Source organism: Rhizobium mesoamericanum STM3625 (assembly GCF_000312665.1).
Classification (GTDB): domain Bacteria; phylum Pseudomonadota; class Alphaproteobacteria; order Rhizobiales; family Rhizobiaceae; genus Rhizobium; species Rhizobium mesoamericanum.
The window spans coordinates 1,982,647-2,001,772 of the sequence record NZ_HF536772.1 but is presented as its reverse complement, the minus strand read 5'-3'; the positions used below and the strand labels follow the sequence as shown (position 1 = coordinate 2,001,772).

Annotated in this window: 13 protein-coding genes; 6 read left to right on the top strand and 7 right to left on the bottom strand. The window is 59.4% G+C overall.

The genetic code is table 11. From position 1 onward, the window contains the following. The first annotated feature begins 135 nt into the window (after positions 1–135). The 3 genes from BN77_RS09695 to BN77_RS34730 all read left to right on the top strand — a co-directional run bounded on the left by BN77_RS09695 (position 136) and on the right by BN77_RS34730 (position 2,700). The gene (locus tag BN77_RS09695) at positions 136–1,428 is read left to right on the top strand and encodes an Hsp70 family protein (protein WP_007531072.1); all 1,293 of its coding nucleotides are present in this window, start codon (positions 136–138) and stop codon (positions 1,426–1,428) included. 58 nt (positions 1,429–1,486) lie between these two features. Continuing rightward, the gene (locus BN77_RS09690) at positions 1,487–2,359 is read left to right on the top strand and encodes a uracil-DNA glycosylase (RefSeq protein ID WP_007531070.1); all 873 of its coding nucleotides are present in this window, start codon (positions 1,487–1,489) and stop codon (positions 2,357–2,359) included. A gap of 149 nt (positions 2,360–2,508) precedes the next feature. Next, complete coding sequence (locus BN77_RS34730; RefSeq protein ID WP_040677005.1) at positions 2,509–2,700, top strand: hypothetical protein; 192 nt, start codon at positions 2,509–2,511, stop codon at positions 2,698–2,700. 98 nt (positions 2,701–2,798) lie between these two features. Here the strand turns inward: BN77_RS34730 and BN77_RS09680 are convergent, their stop codons facing one another. Beyond that, a complete protein-coding gene (locus tag BN77_RS09680; protein ID WP_007531066.1) occupies positions 2,799–3,647 on the bottom strand; it encodes a hypothetical protein in 849 nt (282 codons plus the stop codon). A gap of 209 nt (positions 3,648–3,856) precedes the next feature. Beyond that, positions 3,857–4,786, bottom strand: a complete 930-nt coding sequence (locus BN77_RS09675; RefSeq protein ID WP_040677004.1) for a DMT family transporter — start codon at positions 4,784–4,786, stop codon at positions 3,857–3,859. Between the two features lie 366 nt (positions 4,787–5,152). On the opposite strand from BN77_RS09675, the gene pepN reads away from it, so the two are divergent. Together pepN and BN77_RS09665 are read left to right on the top strand one after the other, a co-directional pair. After that, positions 5,153–7,801, top strand: a complete 2,649-nt coding sequence (gene pepN, locus BN77_RS09670) for an aminopeptidase N (RefSeq protein WP_007531061.1) — start codon at positions 5,153–5,155, stop codon at positions 7,799–7,801. 183 nt (positions 7,802–7,984) lie between these two features. Then, positions 7,985–10,303, top strand: a complete 2,319-nt coding sequence (locus BN77_RS09665) for a PAS domain-containing sensor histidine kinase (protein ID WP_007531059.1) — start codon at positions 7,985–7,987, stop codon at positions 10,301–10,303. Here the strand turns inward: BN77_RS09665 and BN77_RS09660 are convergent. From BN77_RS09660 to BN77_RS09645, 4 genes are all read right to left on the bottom strand, one after another. Continuing rightward, positions 10,300–13,257, bottom strand: a complete 2,958-nt coding sequence (locus BN77_RS09660) for a bifunctional [glutamine synthetase] adenylyltransferase/[glutamine synthetase]-adenylyl-L-tyrosine phosphorylase (RefSeq protein ID WP_007531057.1) — start codon at positions 13,255–13,257, stop codon at positions 10,300–10,302. The genes BN77_RS09665 and BN77_RS09660 overlap by 4 nt on opposite strands. 136 nt (positions 13,258–13,393) lie before the next feature. After that, a complete protein-coding gene (locus tag BN77_RS09655) occupies positions 13,394–14,797 on the bottom strand; it encodes a sensor histidine kinase (protein WP_007531054.1) in 1,404 nt (467 codons plus the stop codon). Then, the gene (locus BN77_RS09650; protein WP_208856455.1) at positions 14,794–15,471 is read right to left on the bottom strand and encodes a response regulator transcription factor; all 678 of its coding nucleotides are present in this window, start codon (positions 15,469–15,471) and stop codon (positions 14,794–14,796) included. The genes BN77_RS09655 and BN77_RS09650 overlap by 4 nt, the downstream gene beginning before the upstream one ends. A gap of 147 nt (positions 15,472–15,618) precedes the next feature. Continuing rightward, positions 15,619–17,181, bottom strand: coding sequence for a Do family serine endopeptidase (locus BN77_RS09645; RefSeq protein ID WP_007531050.1), 1,563 nt, complete (start codon positions 17,179–17,181; stop codon positions 15,619–15,621). A 219-nt stretch (positions 17,182–17,400) separates the two neighbouring features. Here BN77_RS09645 and BN77_RS09640 point away from each other — a divergent pair, with 219 nt between their 5' ends. Beyond that, positions 17,401–18,579 carry an MFS transporter gene (locus tag BN77_RS09640; protein ID WP_007531048.1) on the top strand — a complete coding sequence of 393 codons (1,179 nt, stop codon included), beginning with the start codon at positions 17,401–17,403 and terminating at the stop codon, positions 18,577–18,579. 2 nt (positions 18,580–18,581) lie between these two features. Here BN77_RS09640 and BN77_RS09635 read toward each other — a convergent pair whose 3' ends face one another. After that, a complete protein-coding gene (locus BN77_RS09635; protein WP_007531046.1) occupies positions 18,582–19,037 on the bottom strand; it encodes a cytochrome c-type biogenesis protein in 456 nt (151 codons plus the stop codon). Between the last annotated feature and the right edge of the window lie 89 nt (positions 19,038–19,126).

The following is a 19,126-nucleotide window of genomic DNA, read 5'->3' as shown; positions in this document are numbered from 1 at the left end:
TTCGCTTCAAGCCTTGAATAACGACGGCCTCTGTGGCATCACGCGCCCTCCTGAAATTCGGGCCGGTCCTTCCGCGCCCTTGCGGAGGCTGGACCTCCGATCTCAAAACAATAATCGGCAGGATGAGGTGCGAGCATGGCTCAGGCGCTGGGATTCGACTTCGGCACAACGAACACGGTTTTGGCCACGGCAGACGGGCAGACGACGCATTCAATGGCCTTTACGAGTACGGCCGGCAACGCAGATAGCATGCGCACTGCCTTGTCTTTCATGAAGGATTCTAAGCTCGGTGCATCCGCCCTGAAGGTCGAGGCAGGACACGCGGCAATTCGGCAATTCATCGACAATCCCGGCGACTGCCGGTTCCTGCAGTCGATCAAGACCTTTGCCGCAAGCGCGCTATTCCAGGGCACCCTGATCTACGCCAAGCGTCATAGCTTCGAGGATCTGATGGAGGTCTTCGTTCGGCGCCTCCGGAACTATGCCGGGGACAACTGGCCGTCCGATTTGAAGCGCATCGTTACCGGGCGTCCGGTGCATTTTGCCGGCGCAAGCCCCGATCCCGTGCTGGCGACGGAGCGCTATAACGAGGCGCTCTCCCGCTTCGGCTTTCCAGAGGTTCACTATGTCTACGAGCCAGTGGCCGCTGCCTTCTACTTCGCGCAGAACCTGAAGTCCGATGCCACCGTGCTCGTCGCCGATTTTGGCGGCGGTACGACCGACTATTCGCTTATCCGGTTCGAAACAGTCGGCGGAAAGCTGACGGCAATCCCTATCGGCCATTCGGGCGTTGGGATCGCTGGCGACCATTTCGACTATCGCATGATCGACAACATCGTTGCGCCTGAGATTGGCAAGGGGAGTCATTTCAAGAGCTTCGACAAGATCCTTGAAGTTCCGACGAACTACTATTCCAGCTTCGGTCGCTGGAACCAGCTCTCCATCTTCAAGACATCGCGCGAATTCGAGGATCTCAAGAGGCTCGTGCGCACGGCACTCGAACCCGAGAAGCTTGAGACCTTCATCGACCTTGTTGATCACGACGAAGGTTACCCGCTTTATCAGGCGGTGTCGGCAACCAAAATGGCGCTCTCGGCTGCCGATGAGGCTGCCTTCGACTTCGCCCCTCTCGGCCGCGGAGGTCACCGCACCATCAGGCGCGTCGACTTCGAGAGCTGGATTGCAGATGATCTCGCGCGGATCGAAGGCGCACTTGATGACGTGCTGGAGAAGACGAAGACGACATGTGACATGATCGATAAGGTGTTCCTCACCGGCGGCACGTCGTTCGTACCGGCTGTGCGCCGCATTTTCACCGAGCGCTTCGACGCGGACCGCATTGAGACCGGCGGCGAACTGCTGTCCATAGCCCACGGCCTGGCGCTGATTGGCGAACGCGAGGACATCGAGCAATGGACGGTGCAATAGGTCTGCTTGCAGCCAGTACACTCTTTCATTGACGTCTGGGCTTCGCTAAAGTCGCCCCATGATCTCCGTCAACGAACTCTCTGCGGGCGAACTCGCAGCCCTATTGCATTTCCATGCGGAAGCCGGCGTGGAGTGGTTGCTCGAAGAGGAAGCTGTCGACCGCTTCGCCGAGTTCGAGGCAATGAAGGCGGCGCGACGGAGTGCGGCCACCTCCCCGCAGGCTACCGAATCCCGGGAATCCTCGTCTCGCCCGGCGGCACAGCCAACACAAAGGAATGCCCCTTCCCCCGAACGCACCGCTCAGCGACCGCAACCGTCAATCCCCGATGGGGAGGCCGTACAACAGGCGCGCCTTGCTGCTGAGAGCGCCCGCTCACTGGCCGAGCTGAAGACGGCGATTGAGGCATTCAATGGCTGCAACCTTAAGCACAGCGCACGCTCGACGATCTTCGCGAGCGGAGATGTGGCGAGCGGAATCATGGTGATCGGTTCAGCCCCGAGCGCTGACGATGACCGAGAAGGTCAACCTTTTTCCGGACGACCTGGCCAACTGCTCGATAAGATGCTCGCGGCAATCGGCCTGCAGCGCGATACCATATTACTGACACAGGTCATTCCCTGGCGACCACCAGGCAACCGCATTGCGTCGACCGCCGAGATGGACATCTGCCGCCCTTTCATCGAGCGGCAGATCGCCCTTGCCGAACCGAAGGCAATTCTCGTGCTCGGCAATTTTGCTGCCCGGGTCTTTTTTGGAGAGAACGATACTATTCACGGTCTGCGCGGGCATTGGCGGGAGATCGCGGTCGCAAACCGCGTCGTTCCTGCAATCGCGACATTGCATCCACAGGATCTATTGACGGCCCCCATCAATAAGCGCCTCGCCTGGAACGATCTTTTGGCTTTTCAGGCCAAACTGGCAGCACTCTGATTTGCTGTCAAAATGAGCAATTATGAATGCTTTTTTAAAACATCTATGCGCTTTGCGCATATCTGCTCGTTATTCTGACGCATTGAAAACTTCATGCTGCAGTGCAATATAGCGGTGTGTCTTGGGAGGAATCAACAGGAACCAAGGCAATGACGGCACGTTTTCGACCAATCCACAGCGGGTTTGAAACCCTTCGCCTTGCCAATGAGCAGGGTCGCACAACGCAAAGCTACAGCCGTATCGGCTTCGCCACGAACGAGCAAATGGTTGCTCGGGGTACTGGCGCAAGCGGCCGAATCGCGCGCCCTGCAGCGATCTTTGCGGATTTTCAGCAATATTGAGGTCGAGGCCGGCACTTGTCGGCCTTCCCGTTGCGCAGCCTTAGCGCCAGGCACATTTTCGACTATCTGACCGCTTCGTGGGCGACGCTTTGTCGCGATTATCTCGTTCCCCATTGGAACGCTTCATCCACATAAGCGAACTTGATTGCCTGCCACTGACTATACTGTTCGAGGAATGAGCGGGACATCCAGAGCAGAGGTTTCCGTTCGCTCGTCTCCCAGCCAATGCATCCCTGCTGCGCTGCCTTGGCAAAAAGGCGCTGCAAGTGCGTGCGTGATATCATGAAATCGGCAGCAAGAGCGCGACTGTCGACATGACCGACAATAACGTGCTTGGGGTCATTTCCCACATCCATTCGGGATACCAAGTGATCGACGATCAGACTGCCGGCGTCGTTCCACAGGAAAAGCCCCACATGCTCTGCGGGGTCTCGCCACAGCGGATCTCGAAGGCAATTGCGCGCGATACGCGGCTGAAGGATCCGAACCAATTCCGGATGCGCCTCGACGTGTGCAGCCCGGCTCCCACCGTCCACCAAGTCAAGAGCTCCCAGGTTCGAGACGAGCCATCCAAATATTGCCTGATGACTGATTTCTGCGGGTTCGAAGTGGCGGGGACGGCGCCGCTCCGCCCCCGGCTCATAGGCTATGAAGCGGTAAGTAAGGAGTTCGTCGATGAAGCTCAGCACGGTGTTGCGACTGGCCACTTTCAGGGATGTGATCTCGCCCGTCAGCCGAACGGCCGTGAAGCCCGAAGCCGGATCAGCCGGATCGCGTTCCATGGCAAGGGCATAGGCGGTCTGGGTCAGCAGCCACCTTTGCTGGGAAGCGAGCAGTCGTGCCAGCCGCGGGCCTGCATCGAACATGCCGCGCATTCGTCCAGCGTGAAAGCGCAGGGTTAGTATGAATTTCGGGTTCGCAACCAAGTCTTCGGCACTGAAAGGCATTTTTCTCCCAATACAGGGTCATCGGCTCGGCAACCACTTGGTGCCGTGAGGTCGATCAACCCGCAACATGCGCATTCCCGAATAGGTGAAGATTCGTCAAGTTCATAAGGCGCAACAACCGTTCGCACGTCGTTCACTATTTCGTTGATTTTCTCCCGCAATGCGCGAGAACTTCCACGGGGCGATCACAATGCCAAGATGGGGCCACTTTATGAACCTGCTTGCCGCGCTGCGCGGCGCTCCAGATCAAGCTGGCGTTCGCGGTAGATGATAAATATCCCGGCAGCCACGACAATCGCGGTGCCCACAAGCGTGCTGCCACCGGGGACATCACCAAAGACCAGGTAAGCAATAACGCTGCCGAGAACGATCGATGTGTACTCGAACGGAGCAACCGTCGAAACATCCGCGTGTCGATAGCTCTCCGTCAACAGGATCTGCGCAATACCTCCACAGAAACCGGCTGCAACGAGAAACAATTGCGGTTTCAGATCAAGGGCCTGCCAGCCGAATGGAACCGTCACGAGTGAGAACGCCGCGGCGGTGATCGAAAAATAGAGAACGATTGTTGCGGTCTTCTCTTCCTCGACCAATCGTCGCACCTGGATCATGGCCATGCCGCCCAGCACCGAGGCCATCAGGACCGAGATTGCACCTATTGCCTGCTCGGCATGGATGCCGCCCTCGCGGAACAGCGTGAGCTTCGGCCAGGATATGATAGCGACACCCACCATCCCGAAAAGCACCGCGCTCCAGCGATAGATTCGTACGGTCTCGCCGAGGAACAATGCTGCAAAAACCACGGCCACAAGCGGCATAGCGTAACCAAGCGCAATCGCCTCCGGCAGCGGCAGATGCAGCAGCCCGTAAAAACCGAGTCCCATAGAGATGATGCCGAGCGTTCCTCTCTTCAGGTGGCCGACCGGATTGGCGGTGTAGAATGACGACCGCAACTGGCCCTGATAACCGAGGTAGCTCATGATCGGAAACAATGCGAAGAAGGAGCGGCAGAAGGTCACCTGCCCTGGCGCAATGTCGCTGCCGGCGAGCTTAATGAAGGTCTGCATTGCAAGAAAGACGAGCACCGAACCGACCTTGAACGCAATGCCCCTCATCGGGTTTCCCGTAGCCGGTCGCATGTCTTGAACTCTTGTATTGCTATTGGGAGGTAGGAGGACGCGCCAGACTCGACGCGTCCTGACTGTGACAGCAGTCGCGCCGTATGAACAGACGGAAAATTGGAAAGTTTCCAGATGATCGAGCAATCTAAATAGACTGGCGGACCGAATGAATCGGTACGAATCATGCACCAGCTGGACCCAGTTAAAATCCTACTCGCGGATCCGCCCCAATATAGCCGCGTCCGATACCTCCAAATCTTCCGCTGCCGTCATTTGGCTTTAACTTTGGTTCAGACTTTAATGTAATCATGCCGTCAAAATTTGTTGTGGAGTGCCCACTCCGCTTACGACCCAGTCATCCGCTCAAGGTCTTCAGGGAACACCATGCGTACAGATACCGGCCAGGTCATCAATCTGGCAGACTACCAGCCCACCGAATTCGTCCTGGAACGCGTGGATCTCACCTTTGAACTTGATCCTACAGCCACCAAGGTTGAAGCACGCCTGATCTTTCACCGCCGCGAAGGCTCAGACCCCAAAGCCCCGCTTGTGCTCGATGGCGATGAATTGGTGCTTTCTGGACTGTTGTTCGACCAGACGGAGATGCCGGCAGAGCAATACACGGCGACGCCTGCAAGCCTAACAGTCCGCGATTTGCCCGCGTCCGAACCGTTCGAACTGACGATCACGACGGTCATCAATCCCGAAGCCAACACGCAGCTGATGGGCCTCTACCGCACCGGCGGGATCTACTGCACGCAGTGTGAAGCCGAAGGCTTCCGGCGTATTACCTATTTCCCGGACCGCCCAGACGTTCTCGCGCCGTACACTGTCAACATCATAGCCGACAAGGCCGCCAATCCGGTACTGCTGTCGAACGGCAACTTCCTCGGCGGTGCTGGCTATGGCGAAGGCAAGCATTTCGGCGCCTGGTTCGATCCGCATCCCAAGCCAAGCTATCTTTTCGCATTGGTCGCCGGCGATCTCGGGGTCATCGAAGATACGTTCACGACCATGTCCGGTCGCGAGGTCGCGCTGAAGATCTATGTCGAGCATGGCAAGGAGCCGCGCGCGGCTTACGCAATGGACGCACTGAAGCGGTCGATGAAGTGGGACGAGGAAGTCTTCGGACGCGAGTATGATCTCGAAATCTTCATGATCGTCGCCGTATCCGACTTCAACATGGGCGCTATGGAGAACAAGGGGCTCAATGTCTTCAACGACAAGTACGTCCTTGCCGATCCCGAGACCGCCACGGACAGCGACTACGCCAACATCGAAGCGATCATCGCCCACGAATACTTCCATAATTGGACCGGCAACCGCATCACCTGCCGCGACTGGTTTCAGCTGTGCCTGAAGGAAGGACTGACTGTCTATCGCGATCACGAGTTCTCGGCCGATCAGCGCTCGCGCCCAGTAAAGCGCATCGCCGAGGTCCGCCACCTGAAATCCGAACAGTTCCCGGAGGATGCAGGTCCGCTCGCGCATCCGGTCAGGCCCACGAAGTATCGCGAGATCAATAACTTCTATACGACGACCGTCTACGAGAAAGGCAGCGAAGTCACGCGCATGATCGCGACGCTGCTTGGCAAGGATACTTTCAAGAAGGGCATGGACCTCTACTTCGATCGTCACGATGGCCAAGCAGTGACGATCGAGGACTTCGTTAAATGCTTCGAGGATGCCAGCGGGCGCAACCTTGCACAGTTCTCGCTCTGGTACCATCAGGCGGGCACGCCGCTGATCACGGCCTCCGGCTCCTACGATGGGGCCGCAAAGACCTTCAGCCTCTCGCTGGAGCAGATGATTCCGGCGACGCCCGGCCAGTCCGAGAAAAAGCCGATGCACATTCCGCTCAATCTGCAGCTCTTCGCGGAAGATGGGCTCACCATAGCTCCGGCCTCGGTCGACGGTGCGGAGTATGCCGGCAACATTCTGCATCTGACCAAACGCACGCAAACGGTCGTATTTCAGGGCATCCCGTCGCGACCAGTGGTCTCGATCAATCGCAGTTTCTCGGCACCGATCAACCTCCACTTCGACCAGTCGCCCGCCGACTTAGCGCTGCTCGCACGCCATGAAACGGACCATTTCGCACGCTGGCAGGCCCTGACCGACCTTGCGCTCCCGAACCTCCTGAACGCGGCGCGCGATGCCCGCGAAGGAAAAGCCGTCGGCTCTGAAGCAACATTCGTCGATACCCTTGTAGCGGCCGCGGCCGACGAGAGCCTCGAGCCCGCCTTCCGCGCCCAGGCCCTGGCGCTGCCGAGTGAAGCTGATATCGCCCGAGAACTCGGCGGCGATAACGATCCGGACGCGATCCATGCCGGACGCCAGGCTGTGATGAAGCAAGTCGCGGACGCCGGACAGGACACATTCCTTGCACTCTACGACGCTATGACGACGCCAGGCGCTTTCAGCCCCGACGCCACGAGTGCCGGCCGCCGTGCTTTGCGCAATGCCGCGCTGACCTACCTCGCTTATGCCGAGAATTCGCCGGCACGCGCCAAAGCGGCCTTCGATGCCGCAAATAACATGACTGACCTGTTGCACGCGTTGACGGTCCTTGCTCATCGCTTCCCGGATCGTCCTGAAGCTTTTGAAGCATTGTCGTTCTTCAAGGATCGCTTCTCGGAGAACGCGCTGGTCCTCGACAAATGGTTTTCCGTCCAAGCCACCATACCAGGCGCCGGTACGCTCGATCGGGTAAAGACGCTGATGGAGAACCCTCTATTCAAGAGGACCAATCCCAATCGCGTCCGTTCGCTGATCGGAACTTTCGCTTTCGCCAATCCGACCGGATTCGGCCGTGTCGATGGCGCAGGCTACCGCTTCCTAGCGCATGAGATCCTCGACATTGATCAGCGCAACCCTCAGTTGGCCGCCCGCATTCTGACGTCAATGCGTTCCTGGCGATCCCTTGAGCCAGTTAGGCAAGATCATGCGCGCGCCGCCCTGCTGGAAATTGAACGCGTGCCCGACCTTTCGACCGACGTCCGCGACATTGTCGAACGCACTCTGAAAGGGTGATTTGCCATCGATTGCTGCTGCAACGCTTGCAGCGGCAGTCCGATCGCCAAAGAAAATTCAGCATCTAGAATCAGTTAACAGATTTTTACCTTTTCCTCTGGACAAGGCGAATCGCCAGTGATTCATTGAGTTAGGTTCGGGCGAGCGGCGCCGCGAATCACACGAGGGATCAAGGCTGAAGAGATGATGAACGTGCGGCGGGCAACCGCAGCCGAGGGGCGGCTGCGTGTCGATTTCGACGGCCTCCTGGCCTGGCGGGACAGCTTTTCAGCCCGGCGATCCACCCTATCTTCGTCGTCTTCGCGCAGCCTCTCCCAGGTCGAAATCGTGCTGAAGCGAATTATTCCGATCCTGATCGTGGCCTTCCTTACAGTTGTCGCTGCATCGCACTTTTTCGGAATGGTTTCTGAATACGGACGAACGGAGGCCGCTGCCCGTCATTCCACCGCTCTCGCCGCTGCCACCGCCGCTGCGGCCTTCGCCGATGCCCCCCATATATTCGAAACCGCTGACGTCATGCAGGCACAGGCTCGACTGGCGCGCTTCTTGCCGCAGGATCGCCTGGATGACGACGCATTCGTGCTGCTTGTGCAGCCGAGTGGCAAGGTCTTTGCGGCAACCGCTGCCGGCTCGGCTTACCTCGGCGCCAGCGTCGGCGATTTCTTCTCGGAGATCTCGGCGGTTCGCCGTTTTGGTGATCGCGCCGGCGTCATCGAGACAAAAATCAGCGGACTTCCGCACTACGCGGAAATCAGTCTCATCGGCAACTCTGGCGGCTACGTCATTGCAGCAACGTCGTTGGAACGGATCGGCAAGCTCTGGCGCGACGAAGTTACACTCAACGTAACTCTGTTTGCCGGAATCTCCTCGATCCTCCTCGTCATTCTCTATGCCTACTACATGCAGGTGAAGCGCGCCCGCGACGCCGACGACATTTTTCTGGAGTCGAATCTTCGTGTCGAAACGGCGCTGTCGCGCGGCCGCTGCGGTCTCTGGGACTTCGATTTCGACAGGCGCGAGTTCTACTGGTCGCGCTCGATGTACGAGATGCTCGGTCTTCCCGGCTCAGACCGGACGATGTGCTTCAGCGATGCAGCCCGTCTGATGCATCCGGACGACGGCGGCGTCTACGAAATCGCCCGGTCGATCGCTCGCGGCGACGCCGGCCAAGTCGACCAGATCTTCCGCATGCGGCATGCCGGTGGTCACTACGTCTGGATGCGCGCCCGCGCCCAGGTGATCCGCACCAATTCAGGCCGTGTCCATATGATCGGCATTGCGATGGACGTAACGGAGCAGCACCGCCTCGCGCAGCGTTACGCAGAGGCCGATCAGCGACTGGCGGACGCCATCGAATGCACGTCGGAAGCTTTCGTGCTCTGGGACAAGAACGACCGGCTTGTGATGTGCAACACGCATTTCCAGCAGGCATATGGACTTCCCGATAGCGTCCTGGTGCCGGGGACCGAACATAGCGTCGTCAACGCTGCGGCAGCACGGCCGGTAATCGAACGGCGGATTGCAGATGCTGACGGCTCCGGCTATTCCCGCACAACCGAGGTGCAGCTTGCCGACGAACGCTGGCTGCAGATTAACGAGCGCCGCACGCGCGATGGCGGCATGGTTTCAGTCGGCACCGATATCACGCTTTTGAAGCGAAACCAGGAGCGCTTGCGCGATTCCGAACGTCGGCTCATGGCAACGATCGGCGACCTCTCCGCCTCCCGCCAGACCCTAGAAAGCCAGAAGGCTGCACTCTCCGTCGCGAACTCAAACTATCTTGTCGAGAAGGAGCGCGCAGAAGCTGCAAACCGGGCAAAGAGCGAGTTCCTGGCAAACATGTCCCACGAGCTCCGCACGCCTCTTAACGCAATCCTCGGCTTCTCCGAAATCCTGCAGGACCAGATGTTCGGCCCGCTTGGCTCGTCGAAGTACAATGAGTATGCCCGCGACATCCATGACAGCGGCAAGCATCTCCTGAACGTTATTAGCGACATTCTCGACATGTCGAAGATCGAAGCCGGCCATATGAAGCTCGAGTTCGAGACGATCGATCTTGCGCCCCTCATCGAGGAAAGCCTTCGCTTCACCGCGATTCCGGCCGCACAGAAGAATATCTTCGTAGAACAGCGTATTTGCGATGGGATGCGGCTGACCGCCGACCGCCGCGCCATGAAGCAGATCCTGCTCAACCTGCTCTCCAATGCGGTTAAGTTCACCAATGAAGGCGGCCGCATCGCCGTTCGCACGCGCCGCACCAACAGCGGTGTCATGCTGACGATTGCAGACACCGGCATCGGCATCCCCCGCGCCGCACTCGGCAAAATTGGCCAGCCATTCGAGCAGGTGCAAAGCCAATACGCGAAAAGCAAGGGAGGCTCTGGCCTTGGTTTGGCGATCTCGCGGTCTCTGACGACCCTTCACGGGGGCAAGATGAAAATCCGCTCGCGCGAGGCCATCGGCACCGTCATTTCCCTGCACATCCCTAACAACGGTCGCTAAGATTTCACTACTTTCTGGAATATCTTCCGAACGGCTTTCGAAAGCCGTTTGATCTCTCCCTCGACAGTCTTGATGTCAGGGCAGTCGGCTACACGAGAGACAAGGTCGATGAGGCCGGCGGGAGACTCCTTCGGATCAAACAAACCATCGATGCAGAGGCGAATGAGCTGTGAAATATCCGTATAGAGCGACAGTGCTTCCAGGCAGAGTTCCATGTCATCACGGTTCATCAGCTCCGCGCCGACGAGCTTCACCTGTCCCGCCGTATTGAAATCGTCCTCCTCGATCGCGATGCCTTTGGTGGATGCCACCAGCCGCAGGTATTGCGCTATGAATTCGATATCGATCAGTCCGCCCGGAATAAGCTTCAGGTCCCAGATGCTCGCCGGCGGCTTTTCCTGCTCGATCAAGGCACGCATTTCGGAAACGTCCTTGGCGATCTTCTCCGCGCCGGTCTTCGAACGGAGAACCTCTGCGATGATCCGCTCGGCCTCCTTGATCAGTTCTTTGTCACCGCACACGAGGCGGGCACGCGTCAGCGCCATGTGCTCCCAGGTCCAGGCCTCCTCGCGCTGATATTTTTCGAACGACTTGATGCGAGTGGCGACCGGCCCCTTGTTCCCGGACGGCCTGAGGCGCATGTCGACCTCATAGAGCACTCCTTCCGCCATTGGCGCCGAGAGCGCCGAGATCAACCGCTGCGTGACGCGGGTGAAATAGCGCGGCGCGTCGAGCGGCTTGGGACCCGAGGATTCGGCGGCTTCATCGTCGTAGTCGTAGAGCAGGATGATATCGATGTCGGAACCGGCCGTCAGTTCGAAGCTGCCTAGTTTGCCCATGCCCACGACAGCGACGCGGCCACCTAGAAAATCGCCATGTGCGGTCCTGATCTCTTTCATGACGGCATCGAGCGCCGCTTCGATGACAAGATCGGCCAAATGCGTGAAGGCGCGGCCCGCCATGGCACCCCGGATGGCGCCGGTCAACAGCCGGATGCCAATGAGAAAGCGTTGTTCGTCAGCGAAGATCCGTAGTCGATCGAGCACCTCCTCATAGTATCGAGCAGGCGCGAGAAAGGCGCGGATCCGTTCGGCGAGGTAGGAGCGTGTCGGCAATTCCGCCATCAGGCCTGGATCGAGCATGCCATCGAAGACATGCGGCTTGGCGGCAATCACCTCCGCCAGTCTTGGGGCTGAGGACATGATGTTGACGATCAGCGAAAGCAGCGCGGGATTGCTGCCGAGAAGGGAAAAAAGCTGAATGCCTGCGGGTAGACCCGAGAGAAAGCTGTCGAAGCGAAGGATCGCCTCGTCGGCGCGCTTGCTCTCACCAAACACGCGCAGCAATTCCGGCGTCAATTCCGTCAGGCGCTCGCGCGCCTCCACCGACTGCGTCGCCTTGTAGCGGCCGTAGTGCCATGTGCGGATGACGCGCGAGATATCGGAGGGCCGCTCGAAGCCGAGCTTACGCAGCGTGTTCAGCGTATCGGGATCATCCCCCTGACCGGTAAAAACCAGATTGCCTGTTCCGGTCGAGAGCTTGGTTTCCTGTTCGAACAGGCGCGCGTAGCGTCGCTCGACCGTCTTGAAGACTTCGACCAACCGGGCGGCGAAACTCGGCGTATCATCGAAGCCCATCATGAAGGCGATGCGCTTCAGGTCGGTTTCTGACTCCGGAAGAAGATGCGTTTGCTCATCGTGCACCATTTGAATGCGATGCTCGACATCACGAAGAAACCAATAGGCCTCGGTCAGCTCGTCGCGGGTCTCCTCGTCGATCCACTTCGCTTTTGTCAGCGCGCTCAGCGTCTCTTCGGTGCCGCGGGAACGAAGCTCCGGCATCCGGCCGCCGGCGATCAGCTGCTGCGTCTGTGCGAAGAACTCGATCTCACGGATGCCGCCGCGACCGAGCTTCACATTATGTCCTTTAACGGCGATCGCGCCATGCCCCTTATGAGCATGGATCTGCCGCTTGATGGAATGAATATCGGCGATGGCCGCGTAGTCGAGATATTTACGGAAGACGAAAGGAACGAGCCCGCGCAGGAACTGTTCGCCAGCGCGGATATCCCCAGCGACCGCGCGCGCCTTGATGAAGGCAGCACGCTCCCAGTTTTGTCCCCTGCCCTCATAATAGATCATCGCCGCATCGACCGGGATCGCAAGCGGTGTTGATCCCGGGTCGGGCCGCAGCCGCAAGTCGGTGCGGAAGACGTATCCATCCGCCGTCCGTTCCTGCATGATCCGTACGAGTCGCCGCATCAACCGCGGGAAGATCTCGATCGCGTCGTCGGGATCCGCGACGATCCCCGCCTGTTCGTCGAAGAATACGACCAGATCGATATCCGACGAATAGTTGAGCTCGGAGGCACCAAGCTTGCCCATGCCGAGGACGATCAGCCCCGAGCCCTCGCTCGGAGCTGCTGCGTTCTTCAGCGCAACCTTGCGCCCATCGTGAGCCGCCAGCAGGAGATGATCGATCGCCGCCCCAACAGACGCTTCCGCCAGCAGGCTCAGCCAGGCGGTCGTCACGCGGCTGTCGAATATGCGGGCGAGATCTGCGAGGGCGACAAGAAAGGCAACCCTGCGCTTGATGATGCGCAGATGGCTCATGACTTCGGCTTCACTCGGCGCCTCACCCCCTGCTGCCGGTTTCCAGCATGCGCGCGCCTCCGCGATTAGGGCCTCTATGCGCGGCTCCAGCGGCTCCGAAATTGCGGTTGCGAGGATTGCCGTATCGATGTTCGCAATGTCACGCAGATAGGGAGACAGGGTCAGCGCGGCGGTGACGAAGTCGCAAAGTGCGCCTTCCGCCTTGAGCATCTCCGCCACAGCCGGCTCGCTTTTGCCGATCTTCTGGAGGTCCGTCAGGGCAAGCTTCAGCTCGCTCCTGTTCAGCGGCTTCAGCAACCCTTCGGCTACATCAACAAGGCTATGCCTCGAACTCGTCAGCATGCACCCTCCCTGGCGAAGAGAACCAAGAACCGCCGGGGAGAATCATAGCAGCTTCCGGCAACTGCGATCTAAGGTAGGGTCTATGGCGGCTGTGGCCAACATCGAATTCGATCCGCGCCATGGTGCTCGCAAGGTGCTATTTCACTGGAAATACCATGCTGACCTTAAGGCCTCGCTTCTCCTGATTTTGCGGATCGGTATCGGACAGCTCCAGCTTCCCACCGTGCAGTTCCATCACCGCTTCAACCAGCGAGAGACCAAGGCCAGTGCCGGGTTTTGACCGGCTTTCATCAAGCCGCACGAAACGTTTGAGTACATCGTCCCGCTTCTCGGCTGGGATACCCGGTCCGCGATCGGCAACCGAAAGGCAAATACCGTCAGGACGGCGAACCAGTGTGAGCGTTATATCGCCGTGGGCATCCACATCCGAGGAATACTTGATTGCATTATCGATGAGATTGAAAATCGCCTGGCCGATCAGTTCGCGGTTGCCCTGCACTTCAACATCAGGCTCGATCGACGACGTAAGGGCCAGCCCAGCTTCGTCAGCGACGGGCTCATAGAGTTCCGCGCTGTCAGCCACGATGGCAGAGAGGTCGACCGGTGACATTTCCGCAGCGACCGATCCCGCCTCGACACGCGAGATCATCAGCAGTGCGTTGAACGTGCGGATCAGCTGATCGGACTCGGAGATGATCCCCTCGAGCGCAGTGCGTCGCACTTCACTGTCGGTTGTGTCCAGTGCATCGGCGGCCTTGTTGCGCAACCGGGTCAGAGGCGTCTTCAGGTCATGCGCAATGTTGTCGGAAACCTGCCGTAGGCCCTCGTTCAGCTTCTCTATCCGACCAAGCATCGCATTGAGCGACACAGAAAGGCGATCGAACTCGTCGCCCGAGCCCCCGACCGGAAGGCGCTGCGAGAGATCACCGGCCATGATCTTCTTGCTGGCATCGGACATCCGGTCAATGCGCTTCAGGGCGTTGCGGCCGATACCGAACCATATGACGATGGCGCCGAGGCCCATGATCGCCAGGGCGATCATCAGCGCCTGCCGGACCAGCCCGCGGAAGGCCTCTGGTTCCCCAAGGTCGCGGCCGATCAGGAGGCGCAATCCGTTGTCCAACACGAAGATGTTGGCCACCGCCATATGCCTGCGGCTGAGGCCGCTTTCGGCATAGCGCTGATACATGAACGGCAAGGAGGTCCACCCCTCCTCATCGAGGACACCAGGCTGCACGGACGCAACGTTGCCGGCGAGGATATCGCCTGAAGGACCTGCAATAATGTAGAGATTGGCGCCCGGCTGGCGCGCGCGGCGTTCCATTGTCCGCAGGAGGAGATTCATGCCGCCGGTATCATAGGCGCGCTGGACCTGATCCACCTCCTGCTGCACAGCCTCGCGGATCTGGTTGGTCAGGAGCCGCTCGGACATCGCCGTCACATAGAAGACCAAAGTCGCGGCGCAGATCGCGAAGAGCAGGATATAAAGTGCCGAAAGGCGGACTGCTGTGGACTTGAAGAGAAACCAGAAGCGGTTCATCCCTCGTCCTTGATCATGTAGCCCGCACCGCGAATGGTCTTGAGAAGCGGCTGATTGAAGTCCTTCTCGATCTTCGATCGCAGACGAGACACGTGAACGTCGATGACGTTGGTCTGCGGATCGAAGTGGTAATCCCAGACGTTCTCGAGAAGCATCGTGCGGGTCACGACCTGACCGGCGTTCTTCATCAAATATTCGAGGAGGCGGAATTCGCGAGGTTGCAGCGGTATTTCCTTGCCTCCGCGGCGAACCTCATGCGCAAGCCTGTCGAGTTCAAGGTCGCCGACGCGATAAACGACATCCTGGTCCGGTGTGCCCTTGCGGCGACCCAGCACCTCGACGCGGGCAAGAAGCTCACTGAACGCGTAAGGCTTCGGGAGGTAGTCGTCGCCGCCTGCCCTGAGGCCGGTTACGCGATCATCCACCTGACCGAGGGCGGAGAGAATGAGAACGGGCGTGTGAACTCCCTTGCGGCGCAGTTCGCTGATAACAGACAGACCATCGCGGCGCGGCAGCATGCGATCGATCACGATCACGTCGTAGGTGTTTTCCGAGCCCATAAAGAGCCCGCTTTCGCCATCGCTCGCATGATCGGCGACTATGCCCGCCTCACGAAAGGCCTTGGTGAGGTAGACCGCTGCTTCCAGATCGTCTTCGATGATGAGAATCTTCATGCGGCCGACATTACTTGCCGGGTGCGTTTCGGCAAGGCTTAAACCTTCTTCCTGCTGCACAGAGGTCATTGCATTCACCCTATGGATATTGGCGAAAAGGAGCCGCGCCCGTAGGGCGCGACTCCCATCCTGTCAGGGTCGGGATGATTAGCCCTGGCCGTTGATCGGAAGGGCGACGAAGCGGCTGCCGTCCTTCGACTGGATCTGGAACAGCGCGCGGGTGCGCCCATCCTTCTTCGCCTGGTTCAGGACCTTGACGACATCGTCGGCATTGGAGACTTCCTGGTTGTTGACCGAGGTGATCTTCTCGCCTTCCTTGATGCCCTTGTCGGCCGCGTCGGAGTTCGGGTCGACACCGGTGATCTGCAAGCCCTTGCCATCCTCAGCCGGACCGACCGTGAGGCCGAGATCGGCCAGCGCCTTTTCCGAAGCAGGAGCCTGGCTTTCCGGTGCCTGATCGCCGTCCTCAGCAGAAGCATCCTTCTGTTCAGCAGGTAGCGTTCCAAGTTCGACCGTCAGAGACTGAGCCTTGCCAGAGCGCCAGACGGATAGTTCGACCTTCTTGCCCGGCGTCATCGCACCGATACGGCGGCTGAGGTCGCGGGCATCCTTGACGGTTTCGCCGTTGACCGCGGTCACGACATCACCTGCCTTCATGCCGGCCTTCTCGCCAGGCGTTCCCGGCTGGGCGGAGACGACCAACGCGCCGCTTGCCTCGGAAAGGCCAAGCGAGTCAGCAATGTCCTTGGTAACCGGCTGGATCTGGACCCCCAGGTAGCCGCGGGACACCTGACCGTCTTTCATCAGGTCTGCAACGACATCCTTGGCGGTAGAGGCCGGGATGGCAAACGCAATACCCACACTGCCACCGGACGGAGAGAAGATCGCGGTGTTGATGCCAACGACTTCGCCATTGAGATTGAAAGTCGGACCACCCGAGTTGCCGCGGTTCACCGCAGCGTCGACCTGTAGGTAATCATCATACGGGCCGGAGCCGATATCACGGCCGCGAGCCGAAACGATGCCGGCCGTGACCGTACCACCGAGACCGAAGGGGTTACCGACCGCAACAACCCAGTCGCCGACACGAACATTGTTATCGTCGGCCCATTTGACATAGGTGAACTTGCGACCCTTGCCGTCGACCTTGAGAACGGCGAGATCGGTACGCGGGTCCTTGCCGATCAGCTTGGCATCGAGTTCGGTGCCATCGTTTAGCACGGCGACGAAAGCCGCACCGTCGGATACCACGTGGTTGTTGGTAACGATGTAACCGTCCTCAGAAATGAAGAAGCCGGAGCCCTGGGCAACGGGACGCAGACGACCCTTGCCATCCTGCGGGCCATGATGACCCTGCGGACCGCGGTGGCCCTGCGGACCCTGCTCACCGAACTGGCGGAAGAACGGCTTCAAGGCATCCGGAAGATCGTCGAAGCCGCGGCCGTTGAAGTCGAACGTGAAGCCATTGCCATCATCGTCGGCCACAGGGTTAACGCGGTTTTCGACGCGTACCGAAACAACTGCCGGCGAAACAGCATCAACGACATTCGCAAAGCTTGGAACGGACGGCGCCTGAACCTTCACCGCTTCGGCGTAGGAACGCGTGATTTCGAGGGGAATACCGGTCGCAAGCACCGCAGCGGTAAGGCCGGCGACGGTCGAAGCCTTCAGCGCGGTATTGAGCGACGGAGCTTTGATATTCTTGAACATGAGTGGCACCTTCTTTGACTTCTATATCGACATGATCAGGATGACCGGATCGGTTGATGGAGCAAGATATAGGACCGCACACCTTACTGCGAACTGTCTGAGCGATGAAAAATTCGTAATGTGCCATATGTCCGCGGTCCGATCTGGATACAATCTCGCCCTCGACTAAAGCGGTCGGAGTCGATAAGCCTCCTCCTACAACCGTAGGAGGACGAGACGATGGCCCATGTGGTCACGGGAGAGGATTTTGCGCCCGACACTGCCGCGCTCGCCGCGGTCATTTTCGGTGTCACCGCCTTTGCGGTTGCGCAAGGGCTGACCTACCCGCTGATTTCTCTCGTCCTCGAGCAACGCAATGTTACGCCGAGCCTTATCGGCTTCAACGCAGGCTGCTTTGCGGCGGGTCTGGCCGTGGCAACATTTGCGGTCACATGGCTGTCGCGCAAGATGCGCGGCGATCGCCTGATCGTTGCGGGGTTGGTGGGTTGTGCGGTCAGCCTCTCCACCTTTGCGACATTCGATGTTTTCTGGGTGTGGTGCTTCGCGCGATTTTTTCTCGGCTTCTTCGTCAGCCTCATTTTCATGCTGAGCGAGGCCTGGCTCAACACGGCCTGTCCGGACCGCCTGCGCGGGCGCGTCTCCGGCCTCTATGGCGCCGGGATGTGCGGTGGCTTTGCTGCCGGTCCGCTCGTGATCCCAATTTTCGGGACCGCGCAAGGCTTCGCCTTCGCTCTCCTTGCTGTCTATGTCGCCTGCGTCGCCTTCCTGACGATCATCCTGACCCGGAGAGCCCGAACGCTACCCGAACAGGCCGCATCGGGGGCACTCTTCAAATTTGTCAGAAGCGCGCCGCTTCTCATCTGCATGGTAGTCGCGTTCGCATTCGCCGATATTGCCGCCATCTCGGCCATGCCGGTCTATTTCGTCCGGCTCGGCTATTCCGAGGCGTTCGCGGCGATCAGCGTTACGGTGCTTGCATTACCGACGGCACTTGCCCAGCCGATGGTCGGTTGGCTCCTCGACAAGACATCGCGCTTCGGCGTCGCTATCTGCTCCGGCCTGCTTGCCGGGCTGAGCTTCATCGCGATCCCGTTTCTTCAGTCGCAGGCAGCGATCCTGGTGATGTTCGGCATCATGGGCGCGGCAAGCTTTTCACTTTACACATGTGCCTTGACAATCCTTGGCGAGCGCTATGCCGGCGATACGCTTGTTGCGGGAAGTGCGGCCTTCGCTCTTGCCTACGCGGTCGGCAGTGCCGTGGGCTCATCCTCGGTCGGCGCGGCGATGGACATATATTCGCCCTCTGCTGGACCAATCGCCGCTGGTTGCGTGGTTCTGGCACTCACCGCCGTGCTTGTCGGGTCGCTGATGCGAAGCCGCCTCCATGGGCGGCCGTAAGATCATTCGTCGAGCAGTTTGCGCAATCGTGCCTGTTCTTCGGCTGTCAGCTTGGAGCCTGTCGGTCGGCCGGCCCTTCTGCGCGCGAAGACGATCAGCGAGAGGCCGCCTGCAACAACCAGCAGAAGCGGCGCGCCCCATAGCAGGATCGTCTTCGGTTCAAGGCGCGGCTTCAAAAGCACGAACTCGCCGTATCGCGAGACGATGTAGTTCATGACCTGCTCGTCCGTATCGCCATCGGTCAGCCGCTTGCGCACCAGCAGCCGCAGGTCCTTTGCGAGCTCGGCATTGGAATCGTCGATGGACTGATTCTGGCAAACCATGCAGCGCAGTTCCGCCGAGATCGCCCGGGCCCGCATCTCGAGCTTCGGATCGGCAAGAACTTCGTCCGGATTGACGGCAAAGGCAGGTACCGAGGAAAGAACGACTGCCAGTACGAGGAGGAAACGCCGGATCATTCGGCTGGCTCCATTACGGCACGCGCCGTCTTTGCTCTGCGGCTCGGGGCGCCGACGCGCAGCCGGCGGTCGCTAAGCGACGCGGCCCC